At 59.7% G+C, this 20,047-nt stretch carries 17 protein-coding genes; 9 read left to right on the top strand and 8 right to left on the bottom strand.

Annotation, left to right across the window (positions count from 1 at the left end; translation table 11 throughout):
• The 4 genes from LH464_RS18160 (at window position 1) to LH464_RS18145 (ending at window position 3,253) form a co-directional block, all read left to right on the top strand.
• The gene (locus LH464_RS18160) at window positions 1–822 is read left to right on the top strand and encodes a sugar phosphate isomerase/epimerase family protein (protein WP_226787819.1); all 822 of its coding nucleotides are present in this window, start codon (window positions 1–3) and stop codon (window positions 820–822) included.
• Window positions 819–1,265 (top strand): ArsR/SmtB family transcription factor, encoded by a 447-nt coding sequence (locus tag LH464_RS18155; RefSeq protein WP_226787818.1) that lies wholly within the window; start codon window positions 819–821, stop codon window positions 1,263–1,265. Before LH464_RS18160 ends, LH464_RS18155 begins: the two co-directional genes overlap by 4 nt.
• Window positions 1,262–1,405: a hypothetical protein gene (locus LH464_RS18150; RefSeq protein WP_226787817.1), complete on the top strand. Its 144-nt coding sequence runs from the start codon at window positions 1,262–1,264 to the stop codon at window positions 1,403–1,405. Before LH464_RS18155 ends, LH464_RS18150 begins: the two co-directional genes overlap by 4 nt.
• Window positions 1,406–1,510: 105 nt before the next feature.
• Window positions 1,511–3,253 carry an FAD-dependent oxidoreductase gene (locus tag LH464_RS18145; RefSeq protein WP_226787816.1) on the top strand — a complete coding sequence of 581 codons (1,743 nt, stop codon included), beginning with the start codon at window positions 1,511–1,513 and terminating at the stop codon, window positions 3,251–3,253.
• A gap of 192 nt (window positions 3,254–3,445) precedes the next feature.
• Here the strand turns inward: LH464_RS18145 and LH464_RS18140 are convergent, their stop codons facing one another.
• From LH464_RS18140 to LH464_RS24600, 5 genes are all read right to left on the bottom strand, one after another.
• Window positions 3,446–3,766 (bottom strand): DUF2798 domain-containing protein, encoded by a 321-nt coding sequence (locus tag LH464_RS18140; RefSeq protein ID WP_226787815.1) that lies wholly within the window; start codon window positions 3,764–3,766, stop codon window positions 3,446–3,448.
• Between the two features lie 193 nt (window positions 3,767–3,959).
• Window positions 3,960–5,297: an HlyD family type I secretion periplasmic adaptor subunit gene (locus LH464_RS18135; protein ID WP_226787814.1), complete on the bottom strand. Its 1,338-nt coding sequence runs from the start codon at window positions 5,295–5,297 to the stop codon at window positions 3,960–3,962.
• Window positions 5,298–5,306: 9 nt separating this feature from the next.
• A complete protein-coding gene (locus tag LH464_RS18130) occupies window positions 5,307–7,451 on the bottom strand; it encodes a type I secretion system permease/ATPase (RefSeq protein WP_226787813.1) in 2,145 nt (714 codons plus the stop codon).
• Window positions 7,452–7,468: 17 nt separating this feature from the next.
• Entirely contained in the window at window positions 7,469–9,451 is a 1,983-nt protein-coding gene (locus LH464_RS18125) for a hypothetical protein (RefSeq protein WP_226787812.1), read from the bottom strand.
• Between the two features lie 130 nt (window positions 9,452–9,581).
• The gene (locus LH464_RS24600) at window positions 9,582–11,282 is read right to left on the bottom strand and encodes a hypothetical protein (protein WP_255648465.1); all 1,701 of its coding nucleotides are present in this window, start codon (window positions 11,280–11,282) and stop codon (window positions 9,582–9,584) included.
• Window positions 11,283–11,840: 558 nt separating this feature from the next.
• Between LH464_RS24600 and LH464_RS18115 the strand changes: the two genes are divergently transcribed.
• The 5 genes from LH464_RS18115 to tcuB all read left to right on the top strand — a co-directional run bounded on the left by LH464_RS18115 (window position 11,841) and on the right by tcuB (window position 16,920).
• Window positions 11,841–12,611, top strand: coding sequence for a helix-turn-helix transcriptional regulator (locus LH464_RS18115; protein ID WP_226787811.1), 771 nt, complete (start codon window positions 11,841–11,843; stop codon window positions 12,609–12,611).
• An 11-nt stretch (window positions 12,612–12,622) separates the two neighbouring features.
• Window positions 12,623–13,105 carry a hypothetical protein gene (locus LH464_RS18110; RefSeq protein WP_226787810.1) on the top strand — a complete coding sequence of 161 codons (483 nt, stop codon included), beginning with the start codon at window positions 12,623–12,625 and terminating at the stop codon, window positions 13,103–13,105.
• Window positions 13,106–13,322: 217 nt separating this feature from the next.
• Window positions 13,323–14,270 (top strand): LysR family transcriptional regulator, encoded by a 948-nt coding sequence (locus tag LH464_RS18105; RefSeq protein ID WP_226787809.1) that lies wholly within the window; start codon window positions 13,323–13,325, stop codon window positions 14,268–14,270.
• Window positions 14,271–14,350: 80 nt separating this feature from the next.
• Entirely contained in the window at window positions 14,351–15,757 is a 1,407-nt protein-coding gene (gene tcuA, locus LH464_RS18100) for an FAD-dependent tricarballylate dehydrogenase TcuA (protein WP_226787808.1), read from the top strand.
• A gap of 2 nt (window positions 15,758–15,759) precedes the next feature.
• Window positions 15,760–16,920 (top strand): tricarballylate utilization 4Fe-4S protein TcuB, encoded by a 1,161-nt coding sequence (tcuB, locus tag LH464_RS18095; RefSeq protein ID WP_315859686.1) that lies wholly within the window; start codon window positions 15,760–15,762, stop codon window positions 16,918–16,920.
• A 54-nt stretch (window positions 16,921–16,974) separates the two neighbouring features.
• Here tcuB and uxuA read toward each other — a convergent pair whose 3' ends face one another.
• The 3 genes from uxuA to LH464_RS18080 are packed head-to-tail and all read right to left on the bottom strand — an operon-like array spanning window position 16,975 to window position 20,003.
• Entirely contained in the window at window positions 16,975–18,189 is a 1,215-nt protein-coding gene (gene uxuA, locus LH464_RS18090) for a mannonate dehydratase (protein ID WP_226787807.1), read from the bottom strand.
• Window positions 18,190–18,198: 9 nt separating this feature from the next.
• Window positions 18,199–19,479, bottom strand: coding sequence for a TRAP transporter large permease (locus LH464_RS18085; RefSeq protein ID WP_226787806.1), 1,281 nt, complete (start codon window positions 19,477–19,479; stop codon window positions 18,199–18,201).
• 2 nt (window positions 19,480–19,481) lie between these two features.
• Window positions 19,482–20,003, bottom strand: coding sequence for a TRAP transporter small permease (locus LH464_RS18080; protein WP_226787805.1), 522 nt, complete (start codon window positions 20,001–20,003; stop codon window positions 19,482–19,484).
• Window positions 20,004–20,047 lie beyond the last annotated feature (44 nt).

Raw genomic sequence — 20,047 nt, 5'->3', positions numbered from 1 at the left:
ATGCCAACGCTTTCTCTCGCTTATCTGACCACCTTCGACGTTGGACCTGTCGAGGCCGTCCGTATTGCGGCGGCCACCGGCTACCAGAAGGTCGGCGTGCGTATTCTGCCCGCCGCAGCCTCTGGCGAACCAGAATATCCGTTGCTCAGGGACGATGGTCTGCTGGCGGATGTACGCGCTGCACTCGACGATACCGGGATACGTATAGCCGACGTCGAAATCATTCGTCTCAAGCCCGAGAATGACTGGGATCTGTTCGCCCGGTTCTGTGAGCGGTGCGAGGCGCTGGACGCAGTGCACGTGCTGGTGGCCGGCGACGATGGTGAGGGCCATCGTCTGACGGACAGCTTCGCGCGGTTCTGCGAGATGGCGGCGCCCCATGGGTTGACCGCAGATCTCGAGTTCATGCCCTGGACGGCGGTGCCGGACCTCAAGGCCGCGTCGGCAGTGGTCGAGGCCGCCGGTCAGGCGAATGGCGGCGTACTGGTCGATGCCCTGCATTTCGACCGCTCGGCGACGACACTGGAGGAGATCGCCGCGTTACCGCGCAACAGGGTCAACTACGTGCAGTTCTGCGACGGGGTCGTGCCTTACGATCCGAGCGATGAAGGGCTCATCCGGATTGCCCGTGGTGAGCGGCTTTTCCCAGGGCAGGGCGGCATCGACATGCGTGGTTTTGCCCGTGCAATACCGCCGGATGTGACGATCAGCGTAGAGGTCCCGCACCGAGCGTTGGCCGAAAAAATCGATGCGCTGGGGCGAGCTGCCATGGCGCACGCGGCGACCATGGCAGTCCTGAGATCGGCAGAACGCTCTCCATGAGGGTTGCCACCCCCGAACCATTCACTCGACCAACATTAGGTGCTGGCATGAGAGAACGCGGCGAAATCGATAAGAAGCTGGATGCAGTGTTGAAGTCGTTGAGCGACCCGACCCGACGCAAGATCCTGGAAAGGCTTCGGTCAGCGGGTGAACTGCCGGTACACGCACTGACGTCCGCCGGCGATGTATCGCAACCGGCGGTGTCCAAGCACCTTGCCCGGCTGAAGCAGGCGCAGCTGGTGGCAATGAGAAGTCATGGCCGTGAGACCTTCTACCGGGTGGATGTGTCGGGGCTCTCAGTCCTGCACGAGTGGCTCCGGCCTAAGGAAATCAGGGCACCCCCTGCAAATGAAAAGGTGCGTGAAGGGGAAGATGCCCCTCACCACGCGAGAAAACGGCGCCTCGGTTTGGATAGCCACGAAGACGGAGGAGGATCTTCATGAGAGCCGTGGTCGCCACCCTTCTGTTTGGTGGAAACTTTCCGACAGAGAGGTCCGCCAGCGATGAGCGATGCCCTGACTGCAACGCCTTCGACGGTGGCATGCCCTGCGTTGCCCAGAGCCCGTTGAAACTCGCCTTCTGACAAAACTCATGCAGTTCTCAAACGACTGACGCAGCCCGACACGCCCTGCGGGTTCCTGACCACCCAAAGATGTTATCACGCGCGAAGCAAATCAGGAAGAAATCCATGGAGAGAAAGACAATGCCATCTGACGTCGTGCAGAGCTCGGTCGAGGAGATTGACCTTTTGGTTTGCGGTGCCGGTGCGGGCGGCATGGCGGCTGCACTTGTTGCTGCGTTGGAAGGCCTGACTGTCGTCCTCTGCGAAAAGACCGATCAGGTTGGCGGCACAACGGCCACCTCCGGGGGCACGACCTGGGTGCCGGGTACGCATCTCTCCGAGCTTGCAGGCGTTCCCGACAAGGTGGAGGATGCGCGGACTTTCCTCGAAAGCGTCGTCGCCAACCGTGGCGGCCTCCGCTTGAGAGAAGCCTTTCTCGCCTCAGGTCGCGAAGCAATCGAAGAATTGGACCATCGGACGGATGTGAAGTTTGCGGCCGCTACCGCGCACCCCGATTACCTGGATGGACCGGGCGCCGCCTATGGCGGTCGTGCGCTCGCCCCGCTTATGTTCGACGGCAGGCTGCTCAACCGTGAAGACTTCGCCCGGATACGCGCGCCACGCTCCGAATTCATGGGGCTTGGCGGCATGATGGTGGGGCGAAACGAACTTGACACGCTGCTGTGGCCGCTACGCTCGCTCGGCAATCTGCGAAATGCAGCAACTATCGTAGGACGCTATTTTCTCGACCGCCTCAGGTACCGCCGCGGAACGCGGCTGCTGATGGGTAATGCGCTGGTGGGGCGGCTTTTTTACAGCCTGCGCAAGGCGGAAGTTCCCATACTGTTCGAAACCCGGGTCAAGGAATTGATCATCGAGAATAACCGAGTGATCGGGGCTCTGCTTGATGGTCCGTCTGGACCGCGTCGCGTTATTGCGCGCAAGGGCGTCGTGCTGGCGACCGGCGGTATATGCTGGAACCGCAAGATTCGGGATCAACTGTTTCCTGAAGGTACTCGAGACTATGCGCTTGGCCCCATCAGCAATACCGGCGACGGAGCGGATCTGGCGGTAGCCATAGGCGCGCGCTTCGACGACGGCGGAGACAGCCCCGCCCTGTGGATGCCGTGCTCCTCCTATCGCCGTGCCAATGGCTCCCTGGCGGTCTGGCCACACATCATCCTTGATCGCGCCAAGCCGGGTCTCATTGCGGTCAGCGCCGCGGGAAAGCGTTTTGTCAATGAATCGGATTCCTATCATGATTTTGCCATGGGACAGATTCGCGAAGGAGCGATGCCGGCTCACCTGATCTGTGATTCCGCTTTCATGCGCCGATACGGCATGGGAATGGTCCTGCCAGGCGCGAGGAACCTCTCTCAGATGGTCAGAGCCGGCTATGTGATAGAGGCGAACACGCTTGTTGAGCTTGCAGCCAGGATAGGGTGTGACACAGAGGAACTCGGTGCAACGGTAGAGGCTTATAATCGAGCGGCCACCACCGGCGTCGATGAAGCTTTCGGACGGGGCGCCTCGGTGGTCAATCGCTTTAACGGTGATCCTGCCATGAAGCCGAACCCATGCCTGAGACCAATTGGCGATGGTCCTTACTATGCGATGGCAGTCCGTCCTGCAGATCTCGCATCCAGCGCAGGCCTGGCAGGTGACGAATTCGGCCGTATTCTCGATGAGGCCGGCAATCCGATCCCTGGTCTTTTTGCTTGCGGCAATGATCTCGCCTCGATTTTCCGTGGAACCTATCCTGGTCCGGGCACGACCCTCGGTCCGGCACTGGTTTTCGGCTGGCGCGTAGCGAAATACGCAGCCGGGAAGCTAGAGGATACACATGAAGTTCCACTCGGGGCAGCGTAAGGGCTGCCCTCCGTCTCCCGCCGAAATGCGGCGCTGACGTTTCGTCAATTGGATGCGGTGGGAGCGGCGCGGGTGCAAGGCCTTCACCACACCCTGCAAGGGAAGGCCTGGTTACGACCCATGCCCTGAATTGAAGCCCCGCCAACCAGAGTGGTGGCGAGGCAGGGCTGTACACGGGTGCAAGAGGAAGCGTTATGCCTTCAGACGCGCAGAGGATGACGTGATCCGGCACGCCATCATGAACCCGAGCTTCCCAACGCCTAGCGACAAGACGAAGGCTACCGGCCAGGCGATCATGAATGCGCTGCTCCACTCCGAAAGCCAGTCAAGACTCGGCCCGATGTGAAGGAAGGAAAAAAAGCCGGTCATGAGAAATGCCATCATCCCTGAGATGAAAAATTGCGCAATCACGATGGTTTTTGGGTCTGTCATTGTTGCTCCACGCATTGACGGGTGGAGCGGGCCCAAAAGCCACAGCACCACCTCATTTGGGTTGGTGCCGTGGGTTCGCATTCGCGACTTTCCTACCTAGGCAGGGACCGGAATAACCACACCGGCCTTAAACTTTTCGACGGACATCCCTTTATCCGACTCTTGATCGCAGTCAAGTCATCCGCGCCTCAGGCCGTGCTGAAGTGGTCCCCAAATGTGCCCAGCCACGTTGCGCAGGATGAGAGGCGAGGAGCGGACCGGATAGTCGCAACCTTCACCGTTCGGTAAAAGCGCGTGACATGCTGTCGGTGATCGGTTTGACGAGATATCTGAGGAACGTCCGCGCCTCTGTCTGCACCATGACTTCGGCCGGCATGCCGGGTGTTGGTGCAAAACCCTCAAGCCTTGCAAGCTCCCGTGCCGGCACATCGACGCGTACCAGATAAACGTCTTGAGCCGTCGTCTGCTTCGTGTCCTCCAACGCGTCGGCAGAAACGTAGATTACCTCGCCTTGGAGAACCGGTGTCGTCCGCTGGTTCAACGAGATCAGTCGAACCGTTGCATGCTGCCCCGCCCTTACCCGATCGATCACGTTGCGGGGTATCTGGACCTCGATGATCAGCGGCACGCCGGACGGCAGGATTTCGAGGATCCCCTTACCGCTTTCTATGACGCCGCCTGTGGTGTGATAGTGAGTACGCACCACGACCCCGGCGACGGGTGCATGGATGGTTGCCCGCTCCAGAATGTTTTCCGCCTGGCGTAACTGCTCGCGCACCGTGTCACGCTCGCTCTGGATTTCTTGCAGGCGGTCCAGGGCTTCTTCGCGATAAAGCTCGCGGGCCCGCCCGATCTCCTGCTTGCCCTTGACGATCTGCGCCTTGGTTTCTGCAACCTCTGCCTCCAGTCGACCGATCTGTCCATTGGCATCGGCCATCGCGCGCTGGATCGTCTTCAGGTCGTTCGCGCGAATGACGCCCTTGCGGTTAAGCGTCTTCTTGCTTTCATACTCCGCTGTCAGCAGGTCCAATTGCTGGACATATGCGTCCGCCTGGCGAGCATAGCCGCTTGCCCGGAACCGCAACGCTTCGACATTCTGGGCAAGCAGTGCCAACTCCCCGGAAAGCTTTCCCTGTTGTGCCTTGAAATTGAGTTCCTGGCTGATGAGGATCGGTTGCACGTCTGGATCGTCCTTGTACTTTTCGACCAGTGGCGGAATGATCATGCGTGCTGCGGTAACCGATTGCGCTGTCAATCGCGCGGCGGTTGCTTCCAATCGCATCTGTCGCAAGAAGAGTTCCCGGCTCTTGGCGCGAGCTGCCGTCTCATCGAGCCGAACCAGTGCCTGGCCTTCCACGACATGATCACCCTCCTTGACCAGCAGTTCGCTGATCACGCCGCCTTCAAGATGCTGGATAATCTTGTTGTGTCCGGTGGCAACGAAACTGCCTTGCGCTATCACGGCTGCCGCAAGCGGGGCCGTTACTGCCCAGGTGCCGAAGCCTCCAAAAAACAAAGCAATCAGGAGCAGGCCCACCATGGTCGGCTTCCAGATCGAGCGAGGAACGTTGGCATACCACTCGATGTCATGGACCTTGGCGATGTCGCTCATCCTTGGCTCCTACTGCAACTGGTGGCCGAAACTGCCGCTGTCGATAGCAATACCCCGGCTGTCGAGCGCATTGAGCACATCAGTTCGAATGCCGAACAGCGCGACCGTGCCGTTCACCAAAAGCAGGATCTTGTCGACGCAATGCAGAAGTGCGGGGCGTTGAGTGATTGTCGCAACCGTGATGCCGTGGTCTTTCGCATGCTTGAGCGCACGCATCAGCGCCGCATCACCGGCGCTGTCGAGATTGGAATTGGGTTCATCAAGCACCACAAAGCGAGGATCGCCGAAGAATGCCCGTGCAAGCGCAATTCGCTGCTTCTGCCCACCTGAAAGCGGCGACCCATCGGCTGCCACCATCGTCTCGTAACCATGCGGAAGGCTGGCGATCATTTCGTGGACATCGGCAAGTATGGCGGCTCGGTAGATAGCCTCGTCGTCGACATCGGTACGCATGCGGGCAATGTTGGCCTTGATCGTTCCCGGAAAGAGCTGCACGTCCTGTGGCAAGTAACCGATGTTTTCACCGAACTGTCTCTGGTCCCAGTTGCGCAGATCCATCAGGTCCAATCGAACATTGCCTGATGTCGGCAGGATGGATCCCACCAGCATCTTGCCGAGCGTCGTCTTGCCGGCGCCCGAATTGCCTATGATGGCAAGAGAATCTCCGGGTTGAAGACTGAAGGACAGTCCGTTCAGGACCACCCGCTTGGTCCCCTGTGGCACAAAGAGAAGCCGTTCGACATCGAGCCGTCCTTCCGGTTTCGGCAAACTCAGCCTTTCAAATGCCAGTGGCGACGCCTTGAGAAGCGCAGTGATCCTGCCATAGGCGGCACGCGCCTGACTGTATTGGTTCCAGCCCTCGATCGCTCCTTCGATCGGTGCCAGCGCTCGCCCGGCGATTATGGATGCGGCAATCACCATGCCGCCAGTCAGTTCGCCTTCGAGCGACAGGAACGCGCCCCAGCCCAGCAAGCTCACCTGCGTCAGCAATCGGACGGCCTTGGAGATAGCTGCGATCGCAATATTGCGGTCTTGAGCCACCACTTGAGCGCGCAGGGACGAGGCAGTGTCACGGCCCCATATCCGCACGGCTTCCGGTATCATGGCCAAGGCATTGATGATCTGCGAGTTTCGCGACATGGATTCGACGTGCAGGTTGGCTCTCACCTGCGCGCTGTTGGCTTCGGCGAAAGAATTTGCCGTCAGCCGCTGGTTGATCTGCGTCAGGATCAGGAGAACGATAGCTGTCGCCACCACGATCATGCCCAGATGAAGGTGGATGAGGAAGACAGCAATCACGAAGATCGGGGCGATAGGCGCATCCAGGAACGACAAGAGTGTCCGGGATACCAGGAACGAGCGGACCTGCTGAAGGTCTCCGAGCGTCTGGTATTCGCGGCCGGTGCCGTGGAGCGAAGCGCGTGCAGCAGCACTCAATACCGGCGCTCCGAGCTGGGCTGCGACCTCGACGGCCGTGCGCATGAGGATAAATCGCCGAAGCGCATCAAACATCGCCTGCAGGAGGATCGCACCGACGATGATGACACTGAGCATGACCAGCGTTTCGATAGACCGGCTGGTCAGCACACGATCGGAGATCTGGAAAAGATAGATCGGGATCGCCAGCACGAGCACATTGCTGGCGACGGTAAACAGCATGACGATCGCCAGGTTGTGGCGTACGGCCTTGATGCCTGCCTGCAGGCTGGCATCGAAATCGACTGCACCCAGCCGCTTGTGAAAGGTACCGCCATTGCCGCTACCTGCGCCGCCTGAATTCTTTCCTGGTCCATGTCCTCCGCCTTTTGACAGGACCGGACCGCAGTCACCGTCGATCGTAGTCATTCCCTCGCCGGCTTTTGCCATTGGCGGTTCCGAAATCCTTGGAAGTGGTTCGGTGATTTCCACGTTGTCGAAGCTAGCCCCGTCTTGTGACAGGGCAATCGCCTCGCCCGATGCCACATCGTCCCCCGTAACGGGCGCTGCCGCCGGGTTCTCGGACGGGGCGTCGCCCGCATGCCGGCATTCTTCGACGGCTTGTTCGATCTTCTGATACGCCTGGTCGAGCTTCGGGTCGGGCGGAGTGAGCTCGAACCTATCCGACCCGGACGTGGGTCCTTGGGCAGTGCCGATGTTGTCAGATCGGACGTTCAAGGCTGAGCTTCCCTCTATTAGGCCAGCAGGGTCTGCAGACCATCATCCTGGCTTTGAGCAGGATCGGTCGTGGTCGAGACGCCGGAGGACGGTTCGACATTGTCGTCGAGCATCGTTTCGTCGAGGAACAACACGGCCTCGCTTGCCAGGAGGGTAGGGTCTTGGCTTCCGAGATCGGGTTGTGACGAGATCAGCTCCGCCTGGATCAGCGTTTCCTGGGAGTACTGCTCGCCACCCACATATGTGCTGCCCAAGGAATCGAGGTCGAGAATTGCAGCGTTGTTGATGAGTGCGTTGCCGCCTGTCTCCACAGTCCAGTCCGCATCAAGGTTGGGGATGACCGCATCCATTGCCAGCGCGATCTGATCGTTGTCGCCAACGATGCTCGTCTGCCTGATGTACTGGAGGTTGATCAGGTCACCGCTTATGTAAAGAACCCGCAACCCTGCCAGGCCCGCAAAGGCGGGATCGTTCAGGAGAGCGTCAGGGAGCTCTCCATCGCCGTTCGCCAGGGACAATGCTGCCTGAAGATAGCTGTCCGGCAGTGCGCTGAACCGGTCGTCGCCGCCAATATTATGAATTGACGCCTGGTTCCAGAGAAGATTTGCCGAGGATGAGACCTCGCCGGCACCGTTGGTCTGGAAGCCGGGCATGGCCCCTATCTGGTCGGAATCGAACAACACGTTGATCTGCTCGATAATGCTGGCATCGTAGACCGAACCGCCGATAATGATCAGGTCATAACTGTAGCCGAGCTCGAAAATGCTCGTGTGATTGATCCCGGTATTGTCTCCTGTGATGACTGAGGTCTGCGCACCGGACGCAGATACGATGCCCACGTCATTGTCGGTCATGAAGATGTATTGCTCGAGCCAATTGACGATCATCAAGTCGCCGCTGATTTCTGTTACCGACCAGTAGCTCGGAAACTGATCGCTGATGCTTTCGGCGCCTTGCTGCGGAGTTCCCGGGGCCTGCCTCTCGAAACTGGCAATATTGAAAATATCGTTGGGATCAGAACCTTCGCTCCAATGGGAGAGCCCGCCGCCAAAATCATCCATGTCCCAGATCGCATTGATCTGTATGATCGCGTTAATTTCGAAATGATCACCGACCACTGCCGTGACCTTCGCTCCCGACCACAGGCTCTTCAGCACTGCATCATTGAGGACCGTATTGCCGCCCAAGGTGATTGTCACAGAGGCGTCGAGCAAGGGATGATCATAGTGAGAGGTTTCCGTATATCCCCCAACTTCCTCCGTTTCATCCTCGGTGCCGTCATCGAATGAGTGATGGTCCTCGAGCTTTGGCGCTTCCGTGACCAGGTGTCCGTTGACATAGATGCCGGACAGCGTCTCGCCCTGATGCATGACCGCATAGTCGCTGGCGCCGTAATCGGCGTCTTCGAGCGCTTCTGCGGCTGCCCTGACAAGCGTGATTATCTCGCCCGCCGAGCCTGGCGTGACGAGGTCAGCGAGCGGCGACAATTGCAAAACAGGTTGGGCCGCTTGGAGAACCGCCAAAGGATCGACCATTTCGGCAGAAACAACGAAACCATGGCCACCGACCGAAAAGACATCATTGTCGGAGAGTATGACATGCTGATGGAAGTAGTTCGCCACAGAGCCCGGCGGTTCCAAAGGTGGGACAATCATCTGGAACGATACGGTGCTGGCGAAGGCTGCGCGCGACGTCAACTCCATATCCGTGCGAAGAACCAACCGATCGAGCGCGTCGTGGTTTTCGATTTGCCGGTGCAGGGTGGGCCATGGAGAAGCTAGCGGAAAGATCGGGTAAAGAGGCCGGTAATTGAGATATGGGTCATACCCTTCAAACTCATAATCAGAGGCGAACGTACTCCCGTCCACGGGACTGGATTGAGCTTCGTGCGTGGTCGAGACGAAGGAGAAATCGGTATAGCTCTCTCTCGCCCTGGCCTGTTCCAGATTTGTATGAAACATCCCTATGAAGTGGGCGATTTCCTCGGTGATTTTGTCCATGCCTAACACGACTTCGACTCCCTACCTGTTATCGCCTGTCGAATACGGCAGTCGGAGGCCTGCACAGGGATCTGTCCAGGCCTCCGCTGATCGGTCCCACTGTCGGTAGAAGACCGATAACTCTTTTCGCTTATGCTCCGTCGTCGTCCTCGCCCACCGTTGTGCTGGTCAGGCTGCCACCGACGATTGTCATGTCGATCGCATTCTGCTGCAGGTTGGCGCCTAGAACGATATCCTGGTTGAACGCGTGCGTATCGATGACCGCATCGGCAGACGCAGAACTGGTGCCGGTCACGAAGCCATCATCACCATTGTTCGACCCCCAGGTTCCGCCGGCTCCGCCGTTGCCACCGTCGCCATTGGTCGCGAAACCGCCTGCGCCGCCGTCACCGCCGGCTCCGCCAAGTGCCCAGCCGGCGAATGCATCACCGCCGAGGCCATCTGCCCAGGCACCGCTTAGAGCCGCACCGCCGTCGCCACCGCCGGCCGAGGCACTGCCGCCCGTTGCCGCGCCAGTAGTTGCCGTGCCGCCGAGGGCTGCTCCGCCGGTCCCAGCACCGCCATCACCGCCATCGCCGCCCGTACCCGAGCCTGTGCCAGTGCCTGATCCAGTGCCCGTTCCGGTACCTGCGGCTGCGCCACCTGCACCACCTGCACCAGCTCCGGTGGCGGCACCGCCAGCGCCGGATGCGCCACCTGCACCACCACCACCGCCGGAACCGCCGCTGCTATCGCCACCGTCTCCACCGGTTCCATCTCCGCCGGTACCATCGACGTCAGTCGAATTCAGGAACGCCATGACGTCGCCGATCGTCGATGGCGTCGTGCCACCGGTACCGGCTCCGCCGTCGCCACCCGCATCGGCATCACCACCGTTGGCGTTACCACCATCGCCGGTGTCGCCACTGTCGCCGGCCGTGTTGCTGCCGCCTTCGGCACCGTCACCGCCAAATGCCAGACCTGCGCCCAGGCCCAAGCCCAATCCGAGGCCTAGTCCGAACCCATCGCCACCACTGGCGCCACGGCCACCGTCGCCGCGACCCCCTTCAACGTCGCCATTCTCGGCCGAGCCGCTGGAGCCGTCGCCACCGCTTGCGTACCCGCCGGCACTGATGCCGCCGGCCGCTAGGCTGTTGGCCTCGCCACCGGTGCCGTCACCACCCGTTGCGGAGCCTCCGGTTGCATAGCCTCCGTCAGCACCATCTCCTCCATTGGCGTTAGCATGGCTGCCGCCTTCGCCACCGCCACCACCTGCGCTGATGCCCTCTCTGGCAATCGCCAGTCCACCGGTTGCGGTCTGAGTGGGCGAGTACCCACCAGAGTTATCGACGGTTGCTGTTCCCAGGTAGTCGTTGTCCTGGATGTTGGCGACCTGGTTGAAGACGTTCCCGACGTTGTTGCCCCCGCCTCCGAGTGCACCGTTCAGAACGTTGTCAAACTGGATATTGAATACCCCGTTGACCGAACTGCCACCGCTGACGTCTATGTCTGCAAAGTCGTTGTCATCCGGTAGGTAGCCTTCCATCGCCAAGTCGACGTTTACGCCAACATCGACCGTGGTCGTGTTGACGTTCTCGTTGAGGTTCTTGCTGGCGTTGAAATTGCCATTCAGGTTGCCATTGAGATTAGCGTTGCCGTTGCCATTGAGATTGTAGCTCTCACTGCTCTGGCTCTGGTCACTGTGTTGGTCTTGACCCTGGTATTCAGATTGTTTCTGCTGCTGTTGTTCCTGCTGGCGCTGCTGTTGCTGCTGCTGCTGCTCACTTTCGGAGCTGGGATCAGGAACCATGGGAACGTTGTTCCCGTCGTGGTTGTTGCGTTTCGTAGGCATGTCGATTGTCCTCTGTCACTAACCGCGACAGCGTGACCGCCATTCATCTCCTTGGGGCCTTAGCCGTGCGATTGGATTTCGGGAACGCGGCACACCTGCCGGCGGCCGCGACTATACAAGTGTGATTTGTTGGCTATGACGATCCTCCCTAACGAGTTTCGGGGTTGGCTCACCATGGGCGTCGGCGTTGGTCTATGGAGAAGCCAAGAGAAGAGTTTGATCCCATCCTGGCATATCGGTAAGATGCCTATTGGAGCTAAATCGTCCGCCCCTCGTGCTCGAAGGGTCCGCCTCATGCGCGTTTTAGTTAGCCTAAAGTCCTAAAGGACCGGAACGTACCTGATACATGGGTGCCAGGCGAACAGTGCCGAAATTCCCCTCAAAGCGATATCATTTCAATAGCCTAAACGACGATTCTTTGTAGAACGGCTGTTGCCGCCGGTGAGTTCATGGCGAGATCGCCTCCACCTTTCGAGCTATTCCCAAGCTCGCCCTCATGGATTAGAGTTTGCTAAGTAACCACCGGCGAAAGCTGTGGCGAACGGGAGGAGGCAGGCCATGATATCGAGGGAATTGCCGCCACAACAAAACGCTAGCTATGGATGGACAGAGGCCGGGTTGCAGCCCGAGCAGCGGACGATTGTCGTTGCCGCTTCGCCGGGCGTCATATCGGTGTCGATGGCCGGTGCGATCGAACGCGAGTTCCCCTGGCTGCACGTTCACTGCGTCGATCGTCTTGGCGCAGCATTGTCGAGCGTTCATGACCCAGTGGAACTGATTCTGATTGACCTTTTCTTTCTCAAGCAACTCGAGCAGTGCCTGGAAATCTTCATGTCGCGCTACCCAGGCTTGCGGCTGGCTTTTGTCACAGACACACAAGCAGCCAGCCCTCCGGATGAGCTGTGCAACTTCAATCCTCAGGTGCTGCGGGGCATACTCCCGCTTGACGTCAGGCTCGATGTGTTTCTCTCGAGCCTTCGCATAATCCTGGGGGGTGGAACACATTTCGTGGCGCCGCCGCTGCGCCAATACGGGCCTGCAGACACGGCGCAGCCGCTCCAGCTGGATGCCGTACTTCAGGCGGACACAAGCACTACACTCGCGCGATTGACAGCCCGGGAAATGGAAATCCTGGGGCACCTTGCCGAAGGAAGTCAGAACAAAGTTATCGCTGCGATCCTTGGACTGTCCGAGCATACCGTGAAGGTCCACATCCACAACCTCATCAACAAGCTGGGAGCCCGCAACCGCACCGAAGCCGCTGCCTGCTATCTTCGGGAAACAGGTGTGACCAAGCTGAAGACGACGCTATCGCGCTCGCTTGAGTAGGTTGGCACGCCATGCCCCGGTTCAAGGATGTACTGCTACTCGTCGGGCAGTTGAACTACACATGGACCAACACCGAAAGCCTGTTGATCCACATGATCGCCGGACTGGCGGACGTCGACAAGGAAACGGCGATCGTCATATTTCTGACGCTCAACACACCAAGGGCCCGCATCGATCTGGTGGAGCGGCTGGCCAAGATGCAACGGATAGATCCTGGCTGCCGAGATGATGTCCTGGTGGCCACCAGGCGCCTGTTGGAAGAGGCCAAGCTGCGGAACAAGTATAATCACTGCATCTACTCATTCGATCCCGCAGGCGAGATCGGCCTCACGCAATCATTGCGGATCTTCGAGAGCAGGGATGCGATCAAGTATGGAAAAATCGAAGCCCTCGACGATGCAGAGATCGGCCGCATCAACGGCAGTATCCAGTCGCTGATCAGCATCAATCGAAGTTTCTGGGATATAACCGAACGCTATGGCTTTCCAAAATAGCGCATGGGCGGAACTGCGCGGGCAGGACGACAGCAGGCCAACTGTTCGATCCCAGGACCATTGCCGGAAATTGCATTCACGGCAATGGTCGCTTGGCAGGTTTTTGCCGTATAGCTTCAGCTGACATCCCAAAGCATGGCTAAGTGCGTGATGTTCCCGTTGCGCGGCGGAAAGCCTTGGGACGCTAGATTTCAAGGCCTGCTGCCAGGAGAAAAGAATGGAACTCAGACAGCTCAAGTACCTGGTGACGGCCGTCCAGTTGGGAAGCATAGGGAAGGCCGCAGCCGAACTGGGCATGGCGACCTCTGCTTTGAGTCAGCAGATCAGTCGGCTTGAAAGTGAGCTTTCCACACGGCTTCTGGTCCGAGGGGCATCGGGCGTTACCCCCACCGAGGCAGGGGCAGCCTTCTGCCGCCATGCGACCCTTGCACTCAGAAATATAGAAGCCGCCGCTTCATCCGCGCAGGGTGCCCGCCTGTCGGGAGTGGTTTCCCTGGGCCTTGCGCCCACGACATCTTCCATCCTGGCTTTGCCGCTTATCAAGGCGATGGCGCGGCGTTATCCGAGTATCCGTCTGCAACTCGTCGAAGGCATGTCAGGTCATCTGGCCGATATGCTCAAGACGCGACAGATTGATCTCGCAGTCCTGTTCAACGCCGAGTCGGTCACGTTTGCCCGTGGCGAGGCAATCCCGTTGCTCGACGAAAGCCTGTTCCTGATCGGCTATCCATCGGACGCGGAGAAAGCCTGCCCAACGAGCCGGGATCAAAGCGCCGTGTGCCTTGCCGAGGCCGCGTCGCGGCCCCTCATCCTTCCCAGCCGTGGCCATGGGTTGCGATCCAGTCTGGACCGTTCTTTTGCAGCCGCGAAGGTCAGTCCGAACATTGCAATGGAAATTGATTCTCTGGCGGTCATCATGGAGGCTGTCGCAGAAGGGCTAGGCTACACTATCCAGCCTGGAGCGGCGCTGGCCCGCACCTCGGTGGAGGGACTGGACGTTCGTCCGATATCCGACCCCGGCGTTCACCGGATGAACCTGCTGGCGAGCCTTCCTGAGCACGAGCTTTCGCCGGCGGCACTCGCTCTACGGGCGCAGCTGCGCAAGGTCGTGGCGAGTTTGGTCCTCGAGGGCAGGTGGTTAGGCGCGGCCCTTCACGATTCGTGAAGTGTCCTTCATGGATGCTTGATGGTCTGGCTCACATGATTTTCCTAGAGGTGTTCCGACATCGGTAGGGAGTGAGAATATTGATCGACGTTCTGATCGTCGGAGGCGGCAATGCGGCTTTGTGCGCGGCTCTCATGGCAAGGGAGGCAGGCGCGTCGGTCCTGATGCTCGAAGCATCTCCCAAGGAATGGCGGGGAGGGAACTCCCAGCACACCCGAAACCTCAGATGTATGCACGACGCACCGCAGGACGTCCTCATCGAGGCATATCCAGAGGAGGAATTCTGGCAGGACCTGCTCAAGGTCACAGGCGGGGAGACGGACGAGCATCTGGCGCGGCTGGTTATACGGGCGTCCTCCACCTGCCGCGACTGGATGCGCAAGCACGGTGTTCGTTTCCAGCCGCCGCTCTCCGGCGCATTGCACGTCGCCCGCACCAACGCGTTCTTCATGGGTGGAGGCAAGGCGCTCGTCAACGCGTACTACCGCAGTGCCGAGGGGCTCGGCGTGAAGGTGCGATACGATACGCCCGTGGCTGAGATCATCCTTGAAGGCGACCGGTTTGTTGGTGTGGTCACTGAATCCGGTGAGAGAATAACCGCAAGGGCGGGTGTGCTCGCAGCGGGTGGCTTTGAATCCAATCGAGAGTGGTTGCGCGAGGCCTGGGGACGCAACGAGAGGGGTGAATGGCCTGCCGACAACTTCCTGGTCCGCGGCACCCGCTTCAACCAAGGCGTGCTGCTCAAGTACATGATGGGGGCCGGCGCCGACACCATGGGCGATCCCTCCCAGGGTCACTGCGTGGCCATCGATGCGAGGGCGCCTCTCTATGACGGCGGCATCTGTACGCGCATCGACTGTGTCTCCCTGGGGGTCGTGGTGAACAGGCAGGGTGAGCGTTTCTACGACGAGGGCGAGGACTTCTGGCCCAAACGCTATGCGATCTGGGGTCGCCTTGTGGCACAGCAGCCCGGCCAGATAGGCTATTCGATCATAGACAGCAAGGTTACAGGACGGTTCATGCCGCCGGTGTTTCCAGGCGTTGTGGCCGACAGCCTCCCGGAACTGGCAGCGAAGCTGGAACTGCCTGTGGACGCCTTCATGCAGAGCCTCAACGACTACAACGCAGCTTGTCAGCCGGGTATCTTCGACCACACAGTCCTCGACGACTGTCGGACAGATGGCCTCGCTCCCGCCAAGACACACTGGGCGCAACGGATCGATAAGCCACCGTTCTACGGCTACGCTCTCCGACCAGGCATCACATTTACGTACCTCTCTCTCAAGGTTGACGACACCGCCGCAGTGCGCTTTGGGGATCGTCCAAGCCCGAACCTCTTCGTCGCCGGGGAGATGATGGCGGGTAACGTCCTCGGCAAGGGCTACACCGCAGGCGTGGGCATGAGCATCGGCACGGCGTTCGGCCGCATCGCCGGAACGGGCGCGGCAGCGGCCGCCCGCAACATGCAAGATATCAGGAGTAAATGAGCATGGCCGTCCTCGATAATCTGATGGATCTCGCTGGTAAGGCCGAACGCGAACTCGATGCCAATGTGGCTGAAGTAGACCGCCTCCTGCACATCTGCAACGCCTGCAGGTATTGCGAGAGCTTCTGCGCGGTCTTCCCTGCGATGACGAGGAGGCTCGACTTCAACGAGGCCGATGCCCACTACTTGGCGAACCTCTGCCACAACTGTTCCGCCTGCCTCTACGCCTGTCAGTACGCGCCACCGCATGAGTTTGGAGTAAACCTGCCCAAGACGCTGGCGCGGGTGAGACGCGACACTTACATCGAGTATGCGTTCCCCAGAGCTTTCGGTGAGATCTACCGCCGTAACGGCTTCGCCGTCGCAATGGCGGTCAGCCTGGGTGTGGCGGCGTTTCTGATCGCGACGATCATGATCAAGGGCAGCCTTTTCATCGACGGACTGGAGGGGGAGTTCTACGCGATTTTCCCGCACAACGTACTCGCCGTGACATTTGGCGCCGCTTTTGGCTGGTCAGTCGTCGCTCTTGCGATTGGGGTTGTCCGCTTTTGGCGACAGATCTCCGAACCGGGAGCACCCATCCCGTTGCAGGATGCCGTCGGAGAGGCGGCCAAGTCGGCGCTTACGCTGCAGTATCTGGGCGGCGGGCATGGGGACGGATGCAACAACGAAGATGATGCCTTCACCCTCTGGCGGCGACGCTTTCACCACTTCACGTTCTACGGTTTCATGCTCTGCTTCGCCTCCACGTCGGTCGCGACGCTGTACCACTATCTTTTCGCAATGGAGGCGCCGTATCCGGTTTTCGGCCTGCCCGTGCTGCTTGGCACTGCGGGCGGCATCGGGCTCATCATTGGTCCGGCAGGTCTGTTCTGGCTGAACATGCGCCGCAACGACCTGCAGGTCGACGAGCGGCAGAAGAGCATGGATCGCGGCTTCATTGCGCTTCTGTTCTTCATCAGCTTGACGGGACTGGCGCTGCTTGCCTGGCGGGAGACATCGTGGATGCCGCTGTTGCTGGCTGTCCACCTGGGGTTTGTGATGGGACTTTTCCTCACGCTGCCGTACGGCAAGTTCGCCCACGGGATCTTCCGCTGCGCCGCGCTTCTCAAGCATGCGATCGAAAAGCGAAGGCCGAATCCCGTGCAGGCGGGCAGCGATTGAGCGCAAAAGCGCGGGCCCGGTCGTCCTCTGCACCAGGAAGGAAGGCGGTGCAGCTTATGGTCGTTCGCCGGCTTGAAACAGCAATCCCGCGGCTACACCCCGCAGTTCTGCCAAGCCCTTTAATCGACCGATCGCCGGGTACCCGGGTTGTGCGCCTCGGTCCAGATCATTGAGGATATCCTGCCCGTGGTCTGGGCGGAACGGAATGACGGCGTCGGCGCGTCCCTCAGCGCGGCGGCGGCGTTCCTCGCGCAACAGGGCGGCCATTACGGCGACCATGTCGGTATCTCCCTTAAGGTGCTCATCCTCAAAGAAGGAGCAAGGGAGACCGTCCGTTTCCCGCTTGACGTTGCGAAGATGTGCGAAGTGGATCCACGGCCCGAGCCGACCAATCATTCCCGGCAGATCATTGTCCGCCCTGGCCCCTAAGGAGCCCGTGCAGAACGTCACTCCATGGGAAAGGCTCGGAACGGCATCAAGCAGCGTTTTATAATCCGCTTCGGTCGACATGATCCGCGGAAGGCCCAGCAGCGGGAATGGCGGATCATCAGGATGGCAGCATAGCCTCAGCCCCAGGCGCTCCGCATGTGGCACGACCTGCTCCAGGAAATCTATCAAGTGTCGGCGCAACTGATCTGCATTGATCTCGCTATACCGGGCGAGTTGTTGCTTCAGGTTATCAAGGGACGGCTGCTGGGCTGCTCCCGGCAACCCCGCGTTGACATTGCGCGACAACTGCAGGCGTCGTTCGTCCGTCATTTCGGCAAAGCGTTCTCGTGCCTGTCGGCATATGTCCGTGGTGTAATCCGAAGCGGCATCGTGCCGCTTCAGGATGAGAAGATCGTATGCGACGAAATCAACCAGATCGAAACGCATTGTCGTGCCGCCGTGCGGCAGGCGCCAGGCAAGATCTGTCCTTGTCCAATCCAGGACGGGCATGAAATTATAGCAGATTACCTTGATTCCGGCCTCTGCCAGGTTTTCCATCGACGTGACATAGTTGGCGATGTGCTCGCGCCATCGGCCAGTCTGGGTTTTAATTTCCTCGGACACAGGCAGGCTCTCGACGACTTCCCAGGCAAGCGTTGTCGGCTGCCCGCAGGCGTCAGTGGCGATCTCCCTCTGGCGCCGTGCGATTTCATGTTCCGTCCAGACATCGCCATACGGAACGTGGTGCAGTGCGGAGACGATACCCTCGGCACCTGCCTGATGTGCGTCTGCAATCGTGACCTTGTCCACAGGCCCGAACCACCGCCATGTCTGTCTCATGCTGACACCTCAACCAAAGGCTAGATTTGGAAGCCACAACACCAGGCCGGGCATGAAGAGCAGCGCGGCGATGAGGGCGACAATTGCCGCGATGAAGGGGATCGACTCGATGGAGTATTCCTCAATCGATACGTTCATCAGCGAGCATACCGCGAACATGGCCGATCCACTCGGCCATGTCATGCCGCCCAGAGTGACGATCGACATCATCAGGATGCCGAAATGAACAGGGTCCATCCCCACCTGCACGATAATCGGCACGAAGATCGGGGTCAGCAGCAAGACCATGACGGTACTATCGAGTGCAAGGCCTGCGATCAGCAGGAATACCAGAATGACCAGTACGATCATGTTGGGATCAGTTATTCCGGCCAGCATCCAGCCTGCAAGCTCCTGAGGAACCTGCATGTAGATGGTGGCATAGCCCACCATGCCGCTCATCAAGATAATGAGCATGATCAACCCGACGTCTGACGTCGCCTGCCCAAAGCTCTTCCAAACCTCTTCGAGGGTCAGTTCGCGATGGGCAAGGAAGCCGATGACCAGAGCATAGACGACAGCGGCCGAGCCCACCTCGGAAGGTGTAAACAAGCCGCCGCGGATTGCCAGAACGAGCGCGACGGGAAACAGCAATGCCCATTTCGCCTCCCAGCATGCAGTCCCAAGGGCCCGCAACGTTGGACGCGTGCTGTCGGCAACCACATATTTCCGCTTTTTGGCGATCAGGTAGGTGGTCAGCATCAGGACTGCCATCATCAGGAAGCCTGGTATGATGCCGGCCAGAAACAGCCGGCCGATCGAGACGTTGCCGACGAAGCCGTAAAGGATCAGGCCGATCGACGGCGGGATCGTGGCAGTGATGAGGGAACCGACGGCGATTGCTGCGGCCGAAAAGCCTTTGCCGTAGCCCTTGGCTACCATTGTGGGGCCGAGGATACGTGCTTCCATGGCCGCATCAGCCACGGCGGAACCAGAAACGCCGCCCATCAGCGTCGAGAGCACAATCGCCACCTGCGCGAGCCCACCCGACATCCAGCCGACAGAAATAAGCGCCACCTTGAGCAGGCGCGAAGTGATGCCGCTCGCGTTCATCAGGTGACCCGCAAGCACGAAGAATGGAACGGCCAGCAGCGGAAAACTCTGGCTCATAGATGCGATCTTCTGCACGCCGATCGACATCGGCATGCCGGCGGTTGTCATGAAGAAGATGAAGCCTGCTATGCCCGTCGCAAAGGCGACAGGCATGCCGACGACCATCAGGACGACGAAGATAATCGTAATCAACAGCATGATCAAAGCTCCAGCGTTGGCGCAGAGGCTTCGATTTCCGCCTGCGTGCGGTTATAGATCAGCAGCTCCTGTTGCCGCCCACGGAAAGCTCGCACCATGTTGTAGACCAGGGTGGAGCCCAACATCAGGCAGCCGACCGGCACGGCAACCGTAACCCAGGAATAGGAAAGGGTACTGTCACCGAAGGTCCGCTCGCGGTTCAGCCAGGTGAGGTTCCACCCCTCGACGGCGAGAACGGCCAGGAAGGCGATAATGACAATGGCGCACGCGACTTCAAGCCAGAAGCGGCGCTGGTACCCGAGACGCGATACGAGCACCTCCATACCGAGATGCGACTTCTCCCGCATTGCCTTGTTCGAGCCAATGAAGCAAAGCCAGATGAAGAGCAGCTGCGCCATGTCCACCGACCAGATGAGCGGGTGGCCAAAGAAACGCATGATGGCGGCGATGAAGACGAGGCCGGTGATGCCGCCGAGCAGAGCGACGCAGATCGCCAGCTCAAGTTGAACCAAACGCTTGAACATAGTGTCCCCGATGTGGCGGGCCCACTATGGGCCCGCGTCATGAC

Source organism: Pseudorhizobium xiangyangii (genome assembly GCF_020531965.1).
In the GTDB taxonomy this organism is placed as follows: Bacteria; Pseudomonadota; Alphaproteobacteria; order Rhizobiales; family Rhizobiaceae; genus Neorhizobium; species Neorhizobium xiangyangii.
Note: the sequence above shows the minus strand (reverse complement) of the source record. Positions and strands in the feature narration are given on the sequence as shown.

Coding starts and splice junctions, on each gene's coding strand:
- LH464_RS18160 (WP_226787819.1), top strand. CDS start 1: ATGCCAACGCTTTCTCTCGCTTATCTGACCACCTTCGACGTTGGACCT.
- LH464_RS18155 (WP_226787818.1), top strand. CDS start 819: ATGAGGGTTGCCACCCCCGAACCATTCACTCGACCAACATTAGGTGCT.
- LH464_RS18150 (WP_226787817.1), top strand. CDS start 1,262: ATGAGAGCCGTGGTCGCCACCCTTCTGTTTGGTGGAAACTTTCCGACA.
- LH464_RS18145 (WP_226787816.1), top strand. CDS start 1,511: ATGGAGAGAAAGACAATGCCATCTGACGTCGTGCAGAGCTCGGTCGAG.
- LH464_RS18140 (WP_226787815.1), bottom strand. CDS start 3,766: ATGCGAACCCACGGCACCAACCCAAATGAGGTGGTGCTGTGGCTTTTG.
- LH464_RS18135 (WP_226787814.1), bottom strand. CDS start 5,297: ATGAGCGACATCGCCAAGGTCCATGACATCGAGTGGTATGCCAACGTT.
- LH464_RS18125 (WP_226787812.1), bottom strand. CDS start 9,451: ATGGACAAAATCACCGAGGAAATCGCCCACTTCATAGGGATGTTTCAT.
- LH464_RS24600 (WP_255648465.1), bottom strand. CDS start 11,282: ATGCCTACGAAACGCAACAACCACGACGGGAACAACGTTCCCATGGTT.
- LH464_RS18115 (WP_226787811.1), top strand. CDS start 11,841: ATGATATCGAGGGAATTGCCGCCACAACAAAACGCTAGCTATGGATGG.
- LH464_RS18110 (WP_226787810.1), top strand. CDS start 12,623: ATGCCCCGGTTCAAGGATGTACTGCTACTCGTCGGGCAGTTGAACTAC.
- LH464_RS18105 (WP_226787809.1), top strand. CDS start 13,323: ATGGAACTCAGACAGCTCAAGTACCTGGTGACGGCCGTCCAGTTGGGA.
- tcuB (WP_315859686.1), top strand. CDS start 15,760: ATGGCCGTCCTCGATAATCTGATGGATCTCGCTGGTAAGGCCGAACGC.
- uxuA (WP_226787807.1), bottom strand. CDS start 18,189: ATGAGACAGACATGGCGGTGGTTCGGGCCTGTGGACAAGGTCACGATT.
- LH464_RS18085 (WP_226787806.1), bottom strand. CDS start 19,479: ATGCTGTTGATTACGATTATCTTCGTCGTCCTGATGGTCGTCGGCATG.
- LH464_RS18080 (WP_226787805.1), bottom strand. CDS start 20,003: ATGTTCAAGCGTTTGGTTCAACTTGAGCTGGCGATCTGCGTCGCTCTG.